The sequence below is a fragment of the Micromonospora sp. C95 genome (genome assembly GCF_018070465.1).
In the GTDB taxonomy this organism is placed as follows: Bacteria; Actinomycetota; Actinomycetes; order Mycobacteriales; family Micromonosporaceae; genus Micromonospora.
Genome location: NZ_JAGPXT010000041.1, coordinates 1 through 15,055 on the forward strand (window position 1 = coordinate 1; position 15,055 = coordinate 15,055).

15 protein-coding genes are annotated in these 15,055 nt (G+C 70.0%); 1 reads left to right on the top strand and 14 read right to left on the bottom strand.

Features of this window, described 5'->3' with window-relative positions; all coding sequences use genetic code 11:
- Positions 1–322: 322 nt before the first annotated feature.
- The 13 genes from KBX00_RS27330 to glyA all read right to left on the bottom strand — a co-directional run bounded on the left by KBX00_RS27330 (position 323) and on the right by glyA (position 11,388).
- A complete protein-coding gene (locus KBX00_RS27330; RefSeq protein WP_210830939.1) occupies positions 323–778 on the bottom strand; it encodes a DUF2550 domain-containing protein in 456 nt (151 codons plus the stop codon).
- Positions 779–790: 12 nt separating this feature from the next.
- Positions 791–1,075 carry a F0F1 ATP synthase subunit epsilon gene (locus KBX00_RS27335; protein WP_210830940.1) on the bottom strand — a complete coding sequence of 95 codons (285 nt, stop codon included), beginning with the start codon at positions 1,073–1,075 and terminating at the stop codon, positions 791–793.
- Positions 1,076–1,164: 89 nt separating this feature from the next.
- Positions 1,165–2,310 (bottom strand): LCP family protein, encoded by a 1,146-nt coding sequence (locus KBX00_RS27340; protein ID WP_210830941.1) that lies wholly within the window; start codon positions 2,308–2,310, stop codon positions 1,165–1,167.
- A 298-nt stretch (positions 2,311–2,608) separates the two neighbouring features.
- Complete coding sequence (gene atpD / locus KBX00_RS27345) at positions 2,609–4,063, bottom strand: F0F1 ATP synthase subunit beta (RefSeq protein ID WP_301548725.1); 1,455 nt, start codon at positions 4,061–4,063, stop codon at positions 2,609–2,611.
- Positions 4,063–4,992: a F0F1 ATP synthase subunit gamma gene (locus KBX00_RS27350; protein WP_164447642.1), complete on the bottom strand. Its 930-nt coding sequence runs from the start codon at positions 4,990–4,992 to the stop codon at positions 4,063–4,065. Before KBX00_RS27350 ends, atpD begins: the two co-directional genes overlap by 1 nt.
- Before the next feature lie 9 nt (positions 4,993–5,001).
- Positions 5,002–6,648, bottom strand: coding sequence for a F0F1 ATP synthase subunit alpha (gene atpA / locus KBX00_RS27355; protein ID WP_210830943.1), 1,647 nt, complete (start codon positions 6,646–6,648; stop codon positions 5,002–5,004).
- 91 nt (positions 6,649–6,739) lie between these two features.
- Positions 6,740–7,561, bottom strand: coding sequence for a F0F1 ATP synthase subunit delta (locus KBX00_RS27360; RefSeq protein WP_210830944.1), 822 nt, complete (start codon positions 7,559–7,561; stop codon positions 6,740–6,742).
- Complete coding sequence (locus KBX00_RS27365; RefSeq protein ID WP_099850104.1) at positions 7,561–8,091, bottom strand: F0F1 ATP synthase subunit B; 531 nt, start codon at positions 8,089–8,091, stop codon at positions 7,561–7,563. Before KBX00_RS27365 ends, KBX00_RS27360 begins: the two co-directional genes overlap by 1 nt.
- Positions 8,092–8,120: 29 nt before the next feature.
- Positions 8,121–8,342 carry an ATP synthase F0 subunit C gene (atpE, locus tag KBX00_RS27370; RefSeq protein WP_013735640.1) on the bottom strand — a complete coding sequence of 74 codons (222 nt, stop codon included), beginning with the start codon at positions 8,340–8,342 and terminating at the stop codon, positions 8,121–8,123.
- 95 nt (positions 8,343–8,437) lie between these two features.
- The gene (gene atpB / locus KBX00_RS27375) at positions 8,438–9,259 is read right to left on the bottom strand and encodes a F0F1 ATP synthase subunit A (protein ID WP_210830945.1); all 822 of its coding nucleotides are present in this window, start codon (positions 9,257–9,259) and stop codon (positions 8,438–8,440) included.
- Positions 9,260–9,481 carry a hypothetical protein gene (locus KBX00_RS27380; RefSeq protein ID WP_093405421.1) on the bottom strand — a complete coding sequence of 74 codons (222 nt, stop codon included), beginning with the start codon at positions 9,479–9,481 and terminating at the stop codon, positions 9,260–9,262.
- Between the two features lie 165 nt (positions 9,482–9,646).
- Positions 9,647–10,105 (bottom strand): hypothetical protein, encoded by a 459-nt coding sequence (locus KBX00_RS27385; RefSeq protein ID WP_210830946.1) that lies wholly within the window; start codon positions 10,103–10,105, stop codon positions 9,647–9,649.
- Positions 10,102–11,388, bottom strand: a complete 1,287-nt coding sequence (gene glyA / locus KBX00_RS27390; RefSeq protein WP_210830947.1) for a serine hydroxymethyltransferase — start codon at positions 11,386–11,388, stop codon at positions 10,102–10,104. The genes KBX00_RS27385 and glyA overlap by 4 nt, the downstream gene beginning before the upstream one ends.
- A gap of 34 nt (positions 11,389–11,422) precedes the next feature.
- Between glyA and KBX00_RS27395 the strand changes: the two genes are divergently transcribed.
- On the top strand, positions 11,423–12,901 hold the full coding sequence (locus KBX00_RS27395; RefSeq protein WP_210830948.1) for an SDR family oxidoreductase: 1,479 nt from the start codon (positions 11,423–11,425) through the stop codon (positions 12,899–12,901).
- A gap of 21 nt (positions 12,902–12,922) precedes the next feature.
- On the opposite strand, the gene KBX00_RS27400 is transcribed toward KBX00_RS27395, so the two are convergent.
- The gene (locus tag KBX00_RS27400) at positions 12,923–15,037 is read right to left on the bottom strand and encodes a transglycosylase domain-containing protein (protein WP_210830949.1); all 2,115 of its coding nucleotides are present in this window, start codon (positions 15,035–15,037) and stop codon (positions 12,923–12,925) included.
- Between the last annotated feature and the right edge of the window lie 18 nt (positions 15,038–15,055).

Genomic DNA, 15,055 nt, shown 5'->3' on the forward strand with positions numbered 1-15,055 from the left:
CGTATCGACTCGCCCGCCGCACGACCGAGCCCGATTTCTTCACGCTCAGCTGCAGACAACCGTGGCGCCATAAACCACCTCCACCAGCACAACGAGGCGGCGTTGCAACCATCAGTTGACTTCGAGCGAGGGGCACGACCGCACCAAGATCGCCGACGGACGCTTCGGAACCGGACACCCGGCACATCCGGGCGAAGTGCACGCACGACGGGGGTGTGGCCCGCCGTGCCCGGCGCAGGGATCAAGCCTGACCGCCCGGAGCCGGGCACGGCGGGCCACACCCCCACACGGTTGATCATGAGGTCGGGGTGGAGGGGTGGGGTCAGGCGGCGGGCCAGTCTTGGGAGGCCATACGTGGCGAGACCGCCCCCGGAGGGGCGGCCTCGAGCCAGGAGAGGAATCCGGTGACGGTGGATCGTGCCATGGCGATCTCGACCGGGGCGTGTCGACTGGTACAGCGGAGGATGATCCAGTCGGCCGGCATGGACATTCGTTCCTGTCCCTCGGGCAGTCGCCGTCGTTCGACTGCCAGCCCTTCGCGGGACAGCACCCGCTTGGGACGTACGGCGAAACTGAACATCCGGTACCAGCGGAGTTCGTCGCCGACGAAGCGGCCGAAACCGGGCGACCAGCCGCGGCCGTCGAGCATGGTGGAGGTCCGGACACTGAGCCGGATGATGCCTCCGCTACGGGTGACCAGAGCCCGCCGGATGAAGAGGAACAGGATCGCGCCGAGGATCACGGCGACGCCGATTCCGACCCCTTCGACGATCTCCATCGGCGGGTCGGCTCAGTTACCCGAAGCCGCAGCGGCCGGAGTGGCACTCTCGGCCAGTACGGTCACACCCTGCTCGCTGACCGAGAGGAATCCGCCCGTCACGTCGTAGCTGAGCTGCTCACCCCCGGGGAGCTTGATGCGTACCTGGCCGGGCTCGGCGAGCTGGCCGAGCAGGGGCGCGTGCCCCGGCAGCACACCCAGCTCACCCTCGGTCGTCCGGGCCATGACCATCTCGGCCGTGCCGGACCAGACCTTTTCCTCGACGGCCACGAGCTGGACGTTAAGCGGCTCTGCCACGCTGTCTCCTTGCTGAGGCGGCGGATTGGGGAAATTCTAGTCGCGCCCGGGACCTGTTCTTCAGGCGGGTGCCAAGACCCGCGCCACGATCAGCTCCTGTTCACCAGCTTCGGATGTTCGAGCAGGAACGGGTCCAACAGTTCCCGCTCCAGAGCGACGAAGAAGTCGTCCACCTCGGGGGCGAACCGCTCGCCGAGATACTTGCCGTTCTCCTGGATCCCGCCACCCGGCAGCTTGATCATCTGGATGTTGCCGGGACGGATGTCCTTGAGGGCGACGGCGAAGTCGACCACGCTGTGCCCCCGGCCGCTGAAGATCAGCGACTCCCCGGCCGCGCGGAGCACCTTGTCCAGCTTGACGGGGTTGGTCACCACGTCGGCGCTGAGGGCCTGACCGGCCATCGCCTTGACGAACTGCTGCTGGTGCCGCTGCCGGCCGTAGTCGCCGTCGGGGACACCGTTCTCCGGGTACCGCTGGCGGACGTAGTCCAACGCCTGCCAGCCGCTCAGGTGCTGCTTGCCCTTCGGGTAGACGGCCTGCGGGCCGACGTACCCGCCGCCGCCGGGCTTGCCCTGACGGTGCTTGCCGTTCGGCTCCCGGTGCTCCGAGCGAACCTCCCGCTCGATCTTCATCGTGACGCCGCCCATGGCGTCGACGATCTTCTGGAAGCCGGAGAAGTTGATGATCGCCCCCGCGTCGAACCGCTTGATGCCGGTGACCCGCTGCACGGTGATGGCGAGCAGTTCGAAGCCCTTCGCCGCGTCCGGCTTCCCACCGGGTACCCGGCTGCCGTACGACATCGCCGCGTTCAGCTTTGTCGTGTCACCGGGGAAGTTGGCCTTCTCGAACGGCGGGATCTCCACGTAGAGGTCGCGCGGCAGGGAGAAGAGGTACGCCCGGTCCATCTCCTTCGGCACGTGCAGGACCATGATCGCGTCGGACAGCGGCGGGGTGTCCTTGTCACGGGGGTCGATGCCGACCAGCAGGATGTTGAGCGGGCCCTTGATGTCGCTCTTGGGAGTGGCGCCGGCCGCCTGGTCGCCGAAGAGGTCCGCCTTGCCGACTGCGCCCTCGTAGCGGGCGATCAGCGCCTCCGCGCCCACCAGGCTGGTCCCGCTGAGCACCATCAGGACAACGCCGAAGATGGTGCAGAGCTGCGCCCAGCGGGGCACGCCCCGCCACACCGATGAGCGCCCACCACGCTTGCCGCGTCTGCCGGCCTTACCCACAAGCATCTCCGTTCGTCGCGCCCCCGGGGGAATACGGGCGCGCGGGGCCGAATGGTTTAACCGTTCAACGCTCATCGGCGCATGAGCGTGGCTGTGCGGTGTCCGACGACATGCACCGCGCCGTGCCTCGACACGGCGCGGGTTGCCTTCCTGGACATCGCACCGACGGTAGCTCGCAGTCGGCGTGATCGCCGAGCACGGGTCACCGGGCAGCGGCGATGGTACGTCGCGAAGATGAACAGAAGGCCGCCCCGGGGTTACCGGGACGGCCTTCTTTTTCGTGTCTCGTGGAGGAGACGAAGGGTCAGCCCTTCATCAGCTCGGCGGCCTTCTTCTCCAGGTCGTCGAGCCCACCGCACATGAAGAACGCCTGCTCGGGGAAGTGGTCGTACTCGCCCTCGCTGATCTTGCGGAAGGCCTCGATGGTCTCCTTGATCGGGACCGTCGAGCCCGGCACGCCGGTGAACTGCTCCGCCGCGTAGGTGTTCTGCGACAGGAAGCGCTCGATCCGCCGGGCCCGCTGGACCGTGATCTTGTCTTCCTCGGAGAGTTCCTCGATACCGAGGATGGCGATGATGTCCTGCAGGTCCTTGTAGCGCTGGAGGATCCGCTTCACCTCGCTGGCCACCTGGAAGTGCTCCTGGCCGACGAACTCGGGGGCCAGGATCCGCGACGAGGAGGCCAGCGGGTCCACCGCCGGGTAGATGCCCTTGTCGGAGATCGACCGCTCCAGGTTGGTGGTCGCGTCCAGGTGGGCGAACGTGGTGGCCGGCGCCGGGTCGGTGTAGTCGTCCGCCGGCACGTAGATCGCCTGCATCGAGGTGATGGCCTGACCCCGGACGGAGGTGATCCGCTCCTGCAGCTCACCCATCTCGTCGGCCAGCGTCGGCTGGTAACCCACTGCGCTGGGCATCCGGCCCAGCAGGGTGGAGACCTCCGAACCGGCCTGGGTGAAGCGGAAGATGTTGTCGATGAAGAGCAGCACCTCCTGCTTCTTCACGTCCCGGAAGTACTCCGCCATGGTCAGCGCGGACAGCGCGACCCGCAGCCGGGTGCCCGGCGGCTCGTCCATCTGGCCGTAGACCAGAGCGGTCTTGTCGATGACGCCGGAGTCGGTCATCTCGTGGATGAGGTCGTTGCCCTCACGGGTGCGCTCACCCACACCGGCGAAGACCGAGGTACCACCGAAGTTCCGGGCGACTCGGGTGATCATCTCCTGGATGAGCACCGTCTTGCCCACCCCGGCGCCGCCGAACAGGCCGATCTTGCCGCCCTTGACGTACGGGGCGAGCAGGTCGATGACCTTGATGCCGGTCTCCAGCATCTCGGTCTTCGGCTCCAGGTCCGCGAAGGCCGGGGCCTTGCGGTGGATGCCCCAGTGGTCGTCGGCCTGGATGGTCTCGCCCTCGGTGAGGTTGAGGCACTCACCGATGGCGTTGAACACGTGGCCCTTTACCGCGTCGCCGACCGGCACCCGGATCGGAAAGCCGGTGTCCCGCACGTCGGCACCGCGCACCAGGCCGTCGGTCGGCTGCATCGAGATGGCGCGAACCAGGTTGTCACCCAGGTGCTGGGCGACCTCCAGGGTCAGCGTCTTCTCGCCGCCGGACAGGGTCACGTCCACGTGCAGCGCGTTGTACAGGTCCGGCATGGCGTCGCGCGGGAACTCGGCGTCGACGACCGGGCCGATGACCCGGACCACGCGACCGGTGGCCGTCTTGGTCTCGGCTGGTCCTCCAGCAGCGGTGGAAACAGTCATCACACTTCACTTCCCGACGCGGCCAGCGCGTTCGCGCCGCCGACGATCTCACTGATCTCCTGGGTGATCCCGGCCTGGCGGGCCGAGTTCATCTCACGCGTGTACTTGTCGATCATCTCTTCGGCGTTGTCGGTGGCGCTCTTCATCGCCCGCCGCCGAGCCGCCGACTCACTGGCCGCCGACTCCAGCAACGCCGCGTAGATCCGCGTGTTGATGTACTTCGGCAGCAGCGCGTCGAGCAGCGCCTCCGCGTCCGGCTCGAACTCGTACGCGGGCAGGACGCCCTCCGAGCGGGGCCGCTCCTCGATCTGCAACGGCCCGATGATGCGGGTGACCGGGTTCTGGGTCATCAGGGACTTGAACTCGGTGTAGACGATGTGCAACTCGTCCACCCCGCGTACTCCGTCCGGGCCCGGATCGCCGTCGGTGTCGTCCGCACCGGCGGTGAACGCCTTGATCAGGGTCTCACCGACCTCGCGGGCGTCGGCGAAGGACGGTTGCTCCGAGAAGCCCGTCCAGCTGGCCTCGATCGGCCGGTTGCGGAACCGGTAGAACGACACGCCCTTGCGTCCGATGACGTAGAGCACCGGCTCCTTGCCGTCGGCCTGGAGCCGGGCGATCAACGACTCCGCCGTCCGGATGGCGTTGGAGCTGTAGCCACCGGCCAGGCCCCGGTCGGAGGTGACCAGCAGCACGCCCGCCCGCCGCACCCGCTCGCGCGGGGTGAGCAGCGGGTGGTCGACCGAGGCGTTGGACGCCAGCGCGGTGAGCACGCCGGTGACGGCCTGGGCGTACGGCAGGGACGCCTCCACCCGGGCCTGGGCCTTGGCGATCCGGCTCGTCGCCACGAGCTCCATCGCCTTGGTGATCTTCTTCATCCCCTTCGCCGAGCGGATCCGTTGACGAAGAACACGTACCTGCGCCGCCATGGCCCGGCCCTACTGCTTCTCGGCCGAGGCCTCGCCGCTGTAGCGGGTGACCGTCTCGTGCTCGGCCTCGCCCTCCAGCGGCGCCGCCGGCGCCTCGTTGATCGTGCGCTCGTCCTCACGGCCGAGGAAGCCCTGCTTGAACTCCGCGACGGCCGAGTCGAGGGTGGCGATGATCTCGTCGTCCCACTTGTTGTCGGCGATCGCCTGGAGCGTGGCGTTGTGCTTGCGCCGCAGGTGCTCCAGGAACTGGGTCTCGAAGCGCCGCACGTCGCCGACCGGGACGTCGTCGAGCTTGCCCTCGGTGCCGGCCCAGACGGCCACCACCTGCTCCTGCACCGGGTACGGCGAGTAGTTCGGCTGCTTGAGCAGCTCCACCAGCCGGGCACCGCGGTCGAGCTGGGCGCGGGAGGCCTTGTCCAGGTCGGAGGCGAAGGCGGCGAACGCCTCCAGCTCACGGAACTGGGCCAGGTTCAGCCGCAGCGAACCGGAGACCTTCTTCATCGGCTTCACCTGGGCGGCGCCGCCGACTCGGGAGACCGAGGTACCGACGTTGATCGCCGGCCGGACGCCCTGGTTGAACAGGTCGGTCTCCAGGAAGATCTGACCGTCGGTGATCGAGATGACGTTCGTCGGGATGAAGGCCGAGATGTCGTTGGCCTTGGTCTCGATGATCGGCAGGCCGGTCATCGAGCCGCCACCCATCTCGTCGGAGAGCTTCGCGCAGCGCTCCAGCAGCCGGGAGTGCAGGTAGAAGACGTCACCCGGGTACGCCTCGCGGCCCGGCGGGCGACGCAGCAGCAGCGACACGGCCCGGTACGCCTCGGCCTGCTTGCTCAGGTCGTCGAAGACCACGAGCACGTGCTTGCCGCCGTACATCCAGTGCTGGCCGATGGACGAGCCGGTGTAGGGGGCTAGGTACTTGAAGCCGGCCGGGTCCGACGCCGGGGAGGCGACGATGGTGGTGTACTCCATCGCGCCCGCCTCCTCCAGCTGCCCCTTGATCGAGGCGATGGTGGAGGCCTTCTGGCCGATGGCGACGTAGATGCAGCGGACCTGCTTCTTCGGGTCGCCGGAGGCCCAGTTTTCCCGCTGGTTGAGGATGGCATCCAGGGCGACAGTGGTCTTGCCGGTCTTCCGGTCACCGATGATCAGCTGCCGCTGGCCACGACCGATCGGGGTCATCGCGTCGATGGCCTTGATGCCGGTCTGCATCGGCTCGAAGACGGACTGCCGGGCCATCACGTTCGGAGCCTGCAGCTCCAGCTCGCGGTAGCCCTCGTCGGCGATCTCGCCGAGGCCGTCGATCGGCTGGCCGAGCGCGTTCACCACGCGGCCCAGGAAGGCGTCGCCCACCGGCACCGAGAGCACCCGGTTGGTGCGCTTGACGCGCTGCCCCTCCTCCAGCCCGGAGTAGTCGCCGAGGACGACGACACCGATCTCCCGGACGTCGAGGTTCAGCGCCACGCCGAGCGTGCCGTCCTCGAACTCCAGCAGCTCGTTGGTCATGGTCGAGGGCAGGCCCTCGACGTGGGCGATGCCGTCGCCGGTGTCGGCGACGGTGCCGACCTCCTCACGGGAGACGTCGGGCGAGTAGGAGGAGACGTAGCGCTCCAGGGCGCCGCGGATCTCCTCCGTCGAGATGGTCAGCTCGGCCATCCTCTGCTTCCTTAAGTATCAGGGGCCCGGGATACCTAGTACCGACCGGTCCTCGGGTCGACTGTCTTTCCGGGCGCTGCGCGGGTGCTGGTCAGCGCTTCGCGAGCGCGTTGCGGGTCTCGTTGAGGCGGCGCAGGATCGTCCCGTCGTAAAGGTCCGAACCCACCCGTACGCTCACTCCACCGAGGATCGTCGGGTCAACCGTAAGCTTGACAGCAACCTGTCGATCGTATATGGCGGATAGCCGATCGCCCAGGCGCTGCTCCTCCTCCTCGGTCAGCGGAGCAGCCACCGTCACGTACGCGACCTGCCGGTCCCGCCGCTCCGCCGCCAACTCCACCAGCCGGGACAACGCGGCGGTGAACGACCGGCCACCGAAGCCGGCCAGCGCCGCCTCCGCCAGCCGCACCGTCACCGGCCGGGCCTTGCCCGTCAGCAGCATCCCGACCAGTTCGGCCCGCTGCGCCACCGGCGCCATCGGGTCGGACAGGGCGTTTGACAGCTGCGGGTCCGCGGCGACCACCTGGCCGAAGCGGAACAGCTCGTCCTCCACTTCGCCCAGCTCGTCAGCGCGGTCCGCGCTCGCGAGCAACGCCTGCACACCGAGGCTCTCCGCGCCGTCGAGCAGCTCCGACGGCGCGGACCAGCGGCCCGCGACAAGCGTCCCGAGCAGGTCGAGCGAATCCGCACCGACCTTGCCGGAGAGCACCGAGTTCAGCAGCTCCGTGTGGTCCGCACCCGAGCGGGCCGGGTCGGAGAGTGCCCGGCGCAGCCGGACCTCCCGCCGCAGCAGGTCCGCGACGGCGAGCAGTTCCGCACCGGTGCCGGCCACGGTCGACGGCTCGGCACCGGCGACGTACTCCTCCAGCCGCGCGAGCGCGGCGGAGTAGGACTCCCGGCTGGCGGCCTGCATCAGCGGGCCCCCGCGCTCTCGAGGTCGGTGAGGAACCGCTCGACGGTGCCCTTGCGGCGGGCCTCGTCGGCGAGCGACTCGCCCACGATCCGGCTGGCCAGGTCGACCGCGAGGCCGCCGACCTCCGCGCGCAGCTCGCGCACGATTGTCTGGCGTTCCACGGCCAGCGACTCCCGGCCGGCGGCGATGATCCGGTCGGACTCCTCCCGGGCCTTGGCCAGGATCTCCGTCCGGATCGACTCGGCGTCGGCGCGGGCGTCGTCCCGGATCCGGGCCGCCTCGGTACGCACCTCGGCGAGCTGGGCCCGGTACTGCTCCAGCAGCTGGTTGGCCTCGGCCTGAGCGGCCTCGGCACGCTTGAGGCCGCCCTCGATCGCGTCGACCCGCGCCTGGTACATCGCCTCCATGCGCGGCATCACGAACTTCAGCAGCACGAAGCAGAGCAGGGCGAAGGCGATCGTCCCGACGACGAGCTCCTGCCAGATCGGCACGAGCGGGTGGTGCTCTACACCTTCAGCGGCGACATACATGTCAGACCTCCGGGTCGCGTCGGGCTACGTCAGACTGCGAACGCGAGCACCAGGCCGAACAGGGCGAGCGCCTCGACCAGCGCGAAGCCCAGGACCAGCCAGGTGCGGTTGTAGCCGGCGGACTCCGGCTGGCGGGCGCTGGCCTGGATGTAGGCCGCGAAGACCAGGGCGACACCGATGCCGGGGCCGATGGCGGCGAGACCGTAACCGATGGTGTTGACGCTGCCCTCGATGGCGGCAATAACGTCCATTGCGGGTATTCCTCCTAGTAGACGCATGAGTTCTCACGCGTACGCGGTCGTACCGGAAGCTTGGTCGGGCCGGGCGGCCCGCCGAGGTCTCTGGATCAGTGCCCGTCGGCGAGCGACGTGCCGATGTAGTTGGCGGTCAGGGTGACGAAGACGTAGGCCTGCAACAGCGCGACGAGCACCTCGAAGAAGGCCATCAGGATCGCCATCAGGAACGAGAAGACCGACGTCACCTGGACGAAGATGTTGTCCGAGGCGAGCATCACGAAGCCGCCGACGGTGAACACCAGCAGGATCAGGTGCCCGGCGAACATGTTGGCGAAGAGTCGTACCGCAAGCGTGACGGGTCGGTTGATGAAGTTCTGCAGGAACTCGATCGGGATCAGCAGGACGTGCATCGGCCACGGCACGCCCGGGATGATCAAGCTCTGCTTGAGGTAGCGACCCAGACCCTGCTTGCGGACACCGATGTAGAGATACATCACGTAGGTGATCGCGGCTAGCACGATCGGGAAGGCGATGTGCGAGTTCGGCGAGATCTGCAACCCGGGGGTGACGCCGAACAGGTTCGTCACCGCGATGAAGCAGAACAGCACGGTGAAGTAGGGCGCGAACCGGATGCCGTCCTTGCCCATCTGCTCGCGGGCGATGTTGTCCCGGACCAGGCCGTAGATCGACTCCGCGTACCACTGGCTCTTGCTCGGCACCAGCTTCGGGTTCCGGTAGCTGGCCATGAAGAAGATGATCAGAAGCCCGACGGCCAGCCAGATCATCAGCGTGAACTTCGTGACAAACGGGCCGGCGACATCCGGCAGGTAGAAGTCATCGACCTTGGGGGGCCAGGGCAGGCCCTCTGCGGCGATAAACTGTCCGCTCACCGTGTCATCCTCCGCACTCGACAGACCCGCGCGTGCCGGCACTCAGGCACTGAGCCTCTTCATGATCAGGTAGATCGCTCCGGCTGCGCCGAGCATCATGCCGACGGCGATTCCGACGCCGGTGGGCAGGCCCAGGAACTCCCCCGCCAACCAGCCGAGGAACCCCCACACCACGATGCCGGCGAGCAGGTAGCCGAGGACGGCTCCGGCGACACCTTCCGACGAGTGTTCGTCGGGGCTTCTGCGGTGTGGGTTGTCGGCCATGACGAGGCGAACACTATCAGCCGGGTGTTTCGCGAGTGTGCGGCACCCCCCACACTGCGAGCAGCGTGCGGGCGACGGATGCGGCGCGTCAAGCCGGGGTTAGCCTACTCCTGTCCGGCCAGCCGGACAGGCCGACGAAACGCCGGGGAAACTCCAGCCGTACGGTCAGTGATCCGACGATCGGTCCACGCTGGGCAGCGGGGAACGCAACGCCCAGGTCAGGTGGGCACCGGTCCACACCAGCACGGCCGCGATGATGGCCGCACCCATGTCCGGCAGGCCCGGCCAGCCGGTGGCCGCCACCGCCGCCATCGCCACCCCCAGGATGACGATCTTCGTGGCGTAGGTGACCAACCCCACCGACATGATCAGTCGCGGGTGGACGGCGTCCGCCCAGGCCACCGAGAGACCCGAGATGAGGTAGCTCACGATCACCAGGGCGATGCCGGCGGCCACCCCGGCCGCACCGGTCGGGCCACGCAGCACGGCGGCGGCCGGCACCGCGACCACGGCCAGCACGGCGCAGGCGAGCAGCGGCAGGCGCAGGTACGGCAGCCGGGCCCGGATGGCGCCGGGTTCACCCGCCCGGGGCGCGGTCGCCGGGGGTACGCCGGGTCCGCTCATCGGGGGTACGCCGGGAACTCGGCAGCCAGTTCGGCCACGTCGGCGGCGATCCGGGCCAGCTCGTCGGCGCCACCCGCAGCGGACGGATCGGTCCGCACCGCTCGGGCGATCAGCCCGGCGACCTGACGCATCTGCGCCTCCCCCATGCCCTGGGTGGTGACGCCTGGCGTGCCCACCCGGATTCCGGAGGCGACGAACGGTTTCTGCGGGTCGTACGGGATCGCGTTCTTGTTCAACGTGATGGTCGCGGCGTCGCACCGCGCCTCCGCCTCGGCGCCGGTCACCCCGGTCCCCCGCAGGTCGATCAGGGCCAGGTGGGTGTCGGTGCCGCCGGAGACCGGGCGCATCCCCTCGGCGGCGAGCCCGTCGGCGAGCGCCCGCGCATTGGTCACCACCTGCGCGGCGTACCCGCGGTACGCCGGTTGCGCCGCCTCGTGCAGCGCGACCGCCTTGGCCGCCACCGCGTGCATCAGCGGGCCACCCTGGGTGAACGGGAAGACCGCCTTGTCGATCCGCTCGGCCAGCGCCTCCCGGCAGAGGATCATGCCGCCGCGCGGGCCGCGCAGCACCTTGTGGGTGGTCGCGCAGATCACGTCGGCGTACGGCACCGGCGACGGGATCGCCTGCCCGGCGACCAGCCCGATGAAGTGCGCGGCGTCCACCATCAGGTACGCGCCCACCTCGTCGGCGATCTCCCGGAACCGGGCGAAGTCGATCAGCCGTGGGTACGCCGTCGCCCCGCAGATGATCATTTTTGGTTGGTGGGCGCGGGCGAGGTCGCGTACCTCGTCGTAGTCGATCAGCTCGGTGTCCCGCCGGACGGTGTAGCCGACGGGGTGGAACCACCGGCCGGAGAAGTTCACCCGGCTGCCGTGCGTCAGGTGCCCGCCGTGCGGCAGCTCCATCGCCAGCACGGTGTCACCCGGCTGCACCAGCGCGGCGTACGCGGCCAGGTTGGCGCTCGCGCCAGAGTGCGGCTGGAGGTTGGCGTGCTCGGCGCCGAAAAGGTCCTTAGCCCGGGCGATGCCGAGTTCCTCGGCCCGGTCCACCTGCGCGCAGCCACCGTAGTAGCGGCGACCCGGGTAGCCCTCGGCGTACTTGTTCGTGAGCGTGGAGCCGAGCGCCGCCAGCACGGCCGGGGAGGTGAGGTTCTCGCTGGCGATCAGTTGCAGCCCGCCGCGCAGCCGGTCCAGCTCGCCCAGCACCACCTCCGCGATCTCCGGGTCGGCCGTGCTGAGCTGCTCGAAGTCCGGCCCCCAGAAGGTGCCCTCGGCGGTCTCCACAGCGCCAGAGTCTATGAGACCGCAGACTGGAGGCGTGAGATGCCTGGTGACCGGCGCGACGGGATACATCGGTGGGCGGCTCGCCCCGCGCCTGCTGGCGGAGGGACACACGGTGCGCTGCCTGGCGCGGCGGGCCGGCCGGCTACGCGACGTGCCCTGGGCCGCGCAGGTCGAGATCGTCGAGGGTGACCTGAGCCGGCCGGAGAGCCTCGCCGGAGTCTTCGACGACGTCGACGTGGCGTACTACCTGGTGCACTCGCTCGGCCAGGCCGGCTTCGAGGCCGCCGACCGGCAGGCCGCCACGACCTTCGCGGCGGCGGCCCGCGCCGCGGGCGTACGCCGGATCGTCTACCTGGGCGGGCCCGAGCCGGCGCCCGACGACGTCGCCTCGGCGCACCTGCGCTCCCGCTCGGAGGTGGGCCGGATCCTGCTCGACAGCGGCGTGCCCACGGTGGTGCTGCGGGCGGCGGTGATCATCGGATCGGGCTCGGCGTCGTTCGAGATGCTGCGCTACCTGACCGAGCGGCTGCCGGTGATGGTCACCCCGCGCTGGGTCGCCAACCGGATCCAGCCGATCGCGGTCCGCGACGTGCTGCGCTACCTGGTCGGCTGCGCGGAGCTGCCGCCGCAGGTCGATCGGGCCTTCGACATCGCCGGCCCGGACGTGCTCACCTTCGGCGACATGATGCAGCGCTACGCCCGGGTCGCCGGGCTCTCCCGCCGACTCCTGCTGCCGGTACGGCCGCTGACGCCCACGCTGTCGTCGTACTGGGTCGGAATGGTCACCCCGGTGCCGAACGCGCTCGCCCGGCCACTGGTGGAGAGCCTGGTGCACGAGGCGGTCGCGCACGAACACGACATCGCGGCGTACCTGCCGGACCCGCCGGGCGGACTCACCGGATTCGACCGGGCCGTCGAGCTGGCGCTGGCCAAGGTACGCGACGCCGAGGTGGAGACCCGCTGGTCGAACGCGGCCGGTGCGGACGCCCCCGCCGAGCCGCTGCCGAGCGACCCGCACTGGAGCGGCGGCACCGCCTACACCGACCTGCGGGAGCAGACGGTGGCCGCCCCGCCGGAGGCGTTGTGGCAGGTGATCGAGGGGGTCGGTGGCGAGAACGGCTGGTACTCGTTCCCGCTCGCCTGGTCCGTGCGCGGCTGGTTGGACCGGCTGGTCGGCGGGGTGGGGCTACGGCGCGGCCGGCGTCACCCGCACCAGCTGCGGGTCGGCGAGGCACTCGACTTCTGGCGGGTGGAGGAGATCGTCCCCGGCGAACTGCTGCGGCTGCGCGCCGAGATGCGGCTGCCCGGCCGGGCCTGGCTGGAGATGCGGGTGCAGACCGACGACGCGGGACAGGTCAGCTACCGGCAGCGGGCGGTCTTCCTGCCCCGGGGTCTGGCCGGGCACGCGTACTGGGCTGCGGTGACGCCGTTCCACGCGGTGGTCTTCGGCGGGATGGCCCGCAACATCGCCGAGGGCGCCGAGCGGTTGACGGCCGCCACCCCGGCCCGCTGACCGGGCACCGGTCGACGTCGGTCAGTTGCCGGTGCGCTGTCCGGTGACCCGCCAGGCGGTCGTCTCGCTCGGCGGCACGAAGTCGCGGACCGGCTCGTCGCGCAGGGCGTAGGAGAGGATCTCGCCGACCGCCTCCACCATGGCGGTCTGCACCGCCCGGCCGACGGCGTCGCGCGGCTCGTCGGGGTTGGCCGCCATCGCCGCCACCGCCAGTTGCGGGGTGAGCGCCACGACCGTCTCCGTGGCGTACCGCTCGGAGCTGCCCGTCTTGCCCACCACCGGCCGGCCGAGCTGACCGCGCAGCCCGGTCGCCGTGCCGCCGGCGCAGCCCTGGTACATGGACTGGTCGCCGACCGGGCAGCGGGCCGCGTCCGCCGCCGCCCGGGCCACGTCGACGTCGAGCACCTGCCGGCAGTCCGGTTGCCCGGCGGCCACCCGGCGACCCTCCGCGTCGGTGATCGAGGTGACCGGCGTGGGCGCGCACCAGGTGCCCTCCGCGCCCAGCGTCGCGTACGCACCGGCCAGGTCGAGCGGGGTGGTGGCGGACACTCCCAGGGTGAACGGGCCCCACTCCCGGGCACCGTGCCGGGCCAGCTGGGCGTCGTCGTCGGCCCGGAACACGATGCCGAGCCGTTCGGCCATCTCCACCACCCGGTCCGCCCCGACCCGCTCGGTGAGCCAGGCGAAGTACGTGTTGACCGAGTCGCCGAAGGCGGTCCACATGTCGTGCCGGCCGCTCACCGAGGCGCTGGCGTTCTGTGGACACCAGTACCCGCCGCAGCTCGCCTCGGTGCCGCTGACCCGGAAGTCGGTCACGATCCGCCGAGGCGCGTCGAAGACCGTGTTCAGCGGCAGTCCGGCCTCCAGCGCGGCCAGCATGGCGAAGAGCTTGAACGTGGAACCGCCCTGGTAGCCGACGATGGTGCCGCCGCCGGCGACGAGTTGGTTGACGGTGTTGGGGTGGTTCTGCTGCCCGCCGGGGTTCGCGGCCACGCTGTAGGTGCGGTTCACCGACATGGCGAGCACCCGCCCGGTGCCGGGCTGGACCACGGCGGTCGGCATGGCGTGCGGGTGCTCGGCCGGGTAGATCCGCCGCACCTGTTCGGTGGTGGCCCGCTGCACGCCGGGGTCGAGTGAGGAGACGATGCTGAACCCGCCCCGGCGCAGGGTGCGTTGCCGCTCGTCGACACTGGCGCCGAATGCCTTCTGGCTGTTCCACCAGCGGGTGAACCAGTCGCAGAAGAATCCCCAGTCGTTGTGCCCCTCGGGCACCGCGGTGCAGTCGTTCGGTGTCTCGCTGGGCCGCAGGTTCAACGGCTGGGCCGCGGCGCGGGTCGCCTCCTCCGGCGCGGCCACGCCCGCTTCGACCATCCGGTCCAGCACGTAGCCGCGCCGGGCGGTCGCGCTGTCGGCGTCCCCGTTGATCGGGTCGTCGCTGTCCGGGGAGCGGACCAGCCCGGCCAGCAGCGCCGCTTGGGCCAACGTGAGCTTCGCCGGTGAGGTGGAGAAGTACCGCTTGCTGGCGGCGGCGATGCCGTACGCGCCGGCACCGAAGTACGCGATGTTGAGATAGCGGGTCAGGATCTCGTCCTTGGTCAGCTCCCGCTCCAGCGCCAGCGCGTACCGGATCTCCTGGATCTTGCGGGCGGTGCTCACCTCGGTGGCCGCGGCCCGCTGTGCCTCGCTGAGCCGGGGGTCCGTGCTCAGCACGTTGCGGACGTACTGCATGGTCAGCGTGGAGGCGCCCTGCCGGGTGGCGCCGTCGCGCCGGTTGGCGGTGAAGGCCCGGACGATGCCCCGCAGGTCCACGCCGCTGTGCTCGTGGAAGCGGGCGTCCTCGGCGGCGATGATGGCCTGCCGCATCACCGGCGCCACCTCGCCAAGCGGCACGTCCACCCGGTCCTCCTGGTAGAAGGAGGTGATCAGGGTGGTGCCGTCGTTGGCATACAGGTTGGATCGCTGGGCCGTCGGCGGCGTTCGCAGCGTGTTGGGCAGCTCCGCGTAGGGCGCGGAGAGCGCCGAGAATCCGATGCCGAACACCAGCGCGGCCGGCAGCGCCGCCACCGCCAGCGCCAGGCCGGCAAGCGTGCCGGCCAGCAGGACGGTGCACATCTTCGGCAGGAACGCCCGGGTCATCAGCTCTCCCCGCAGGAG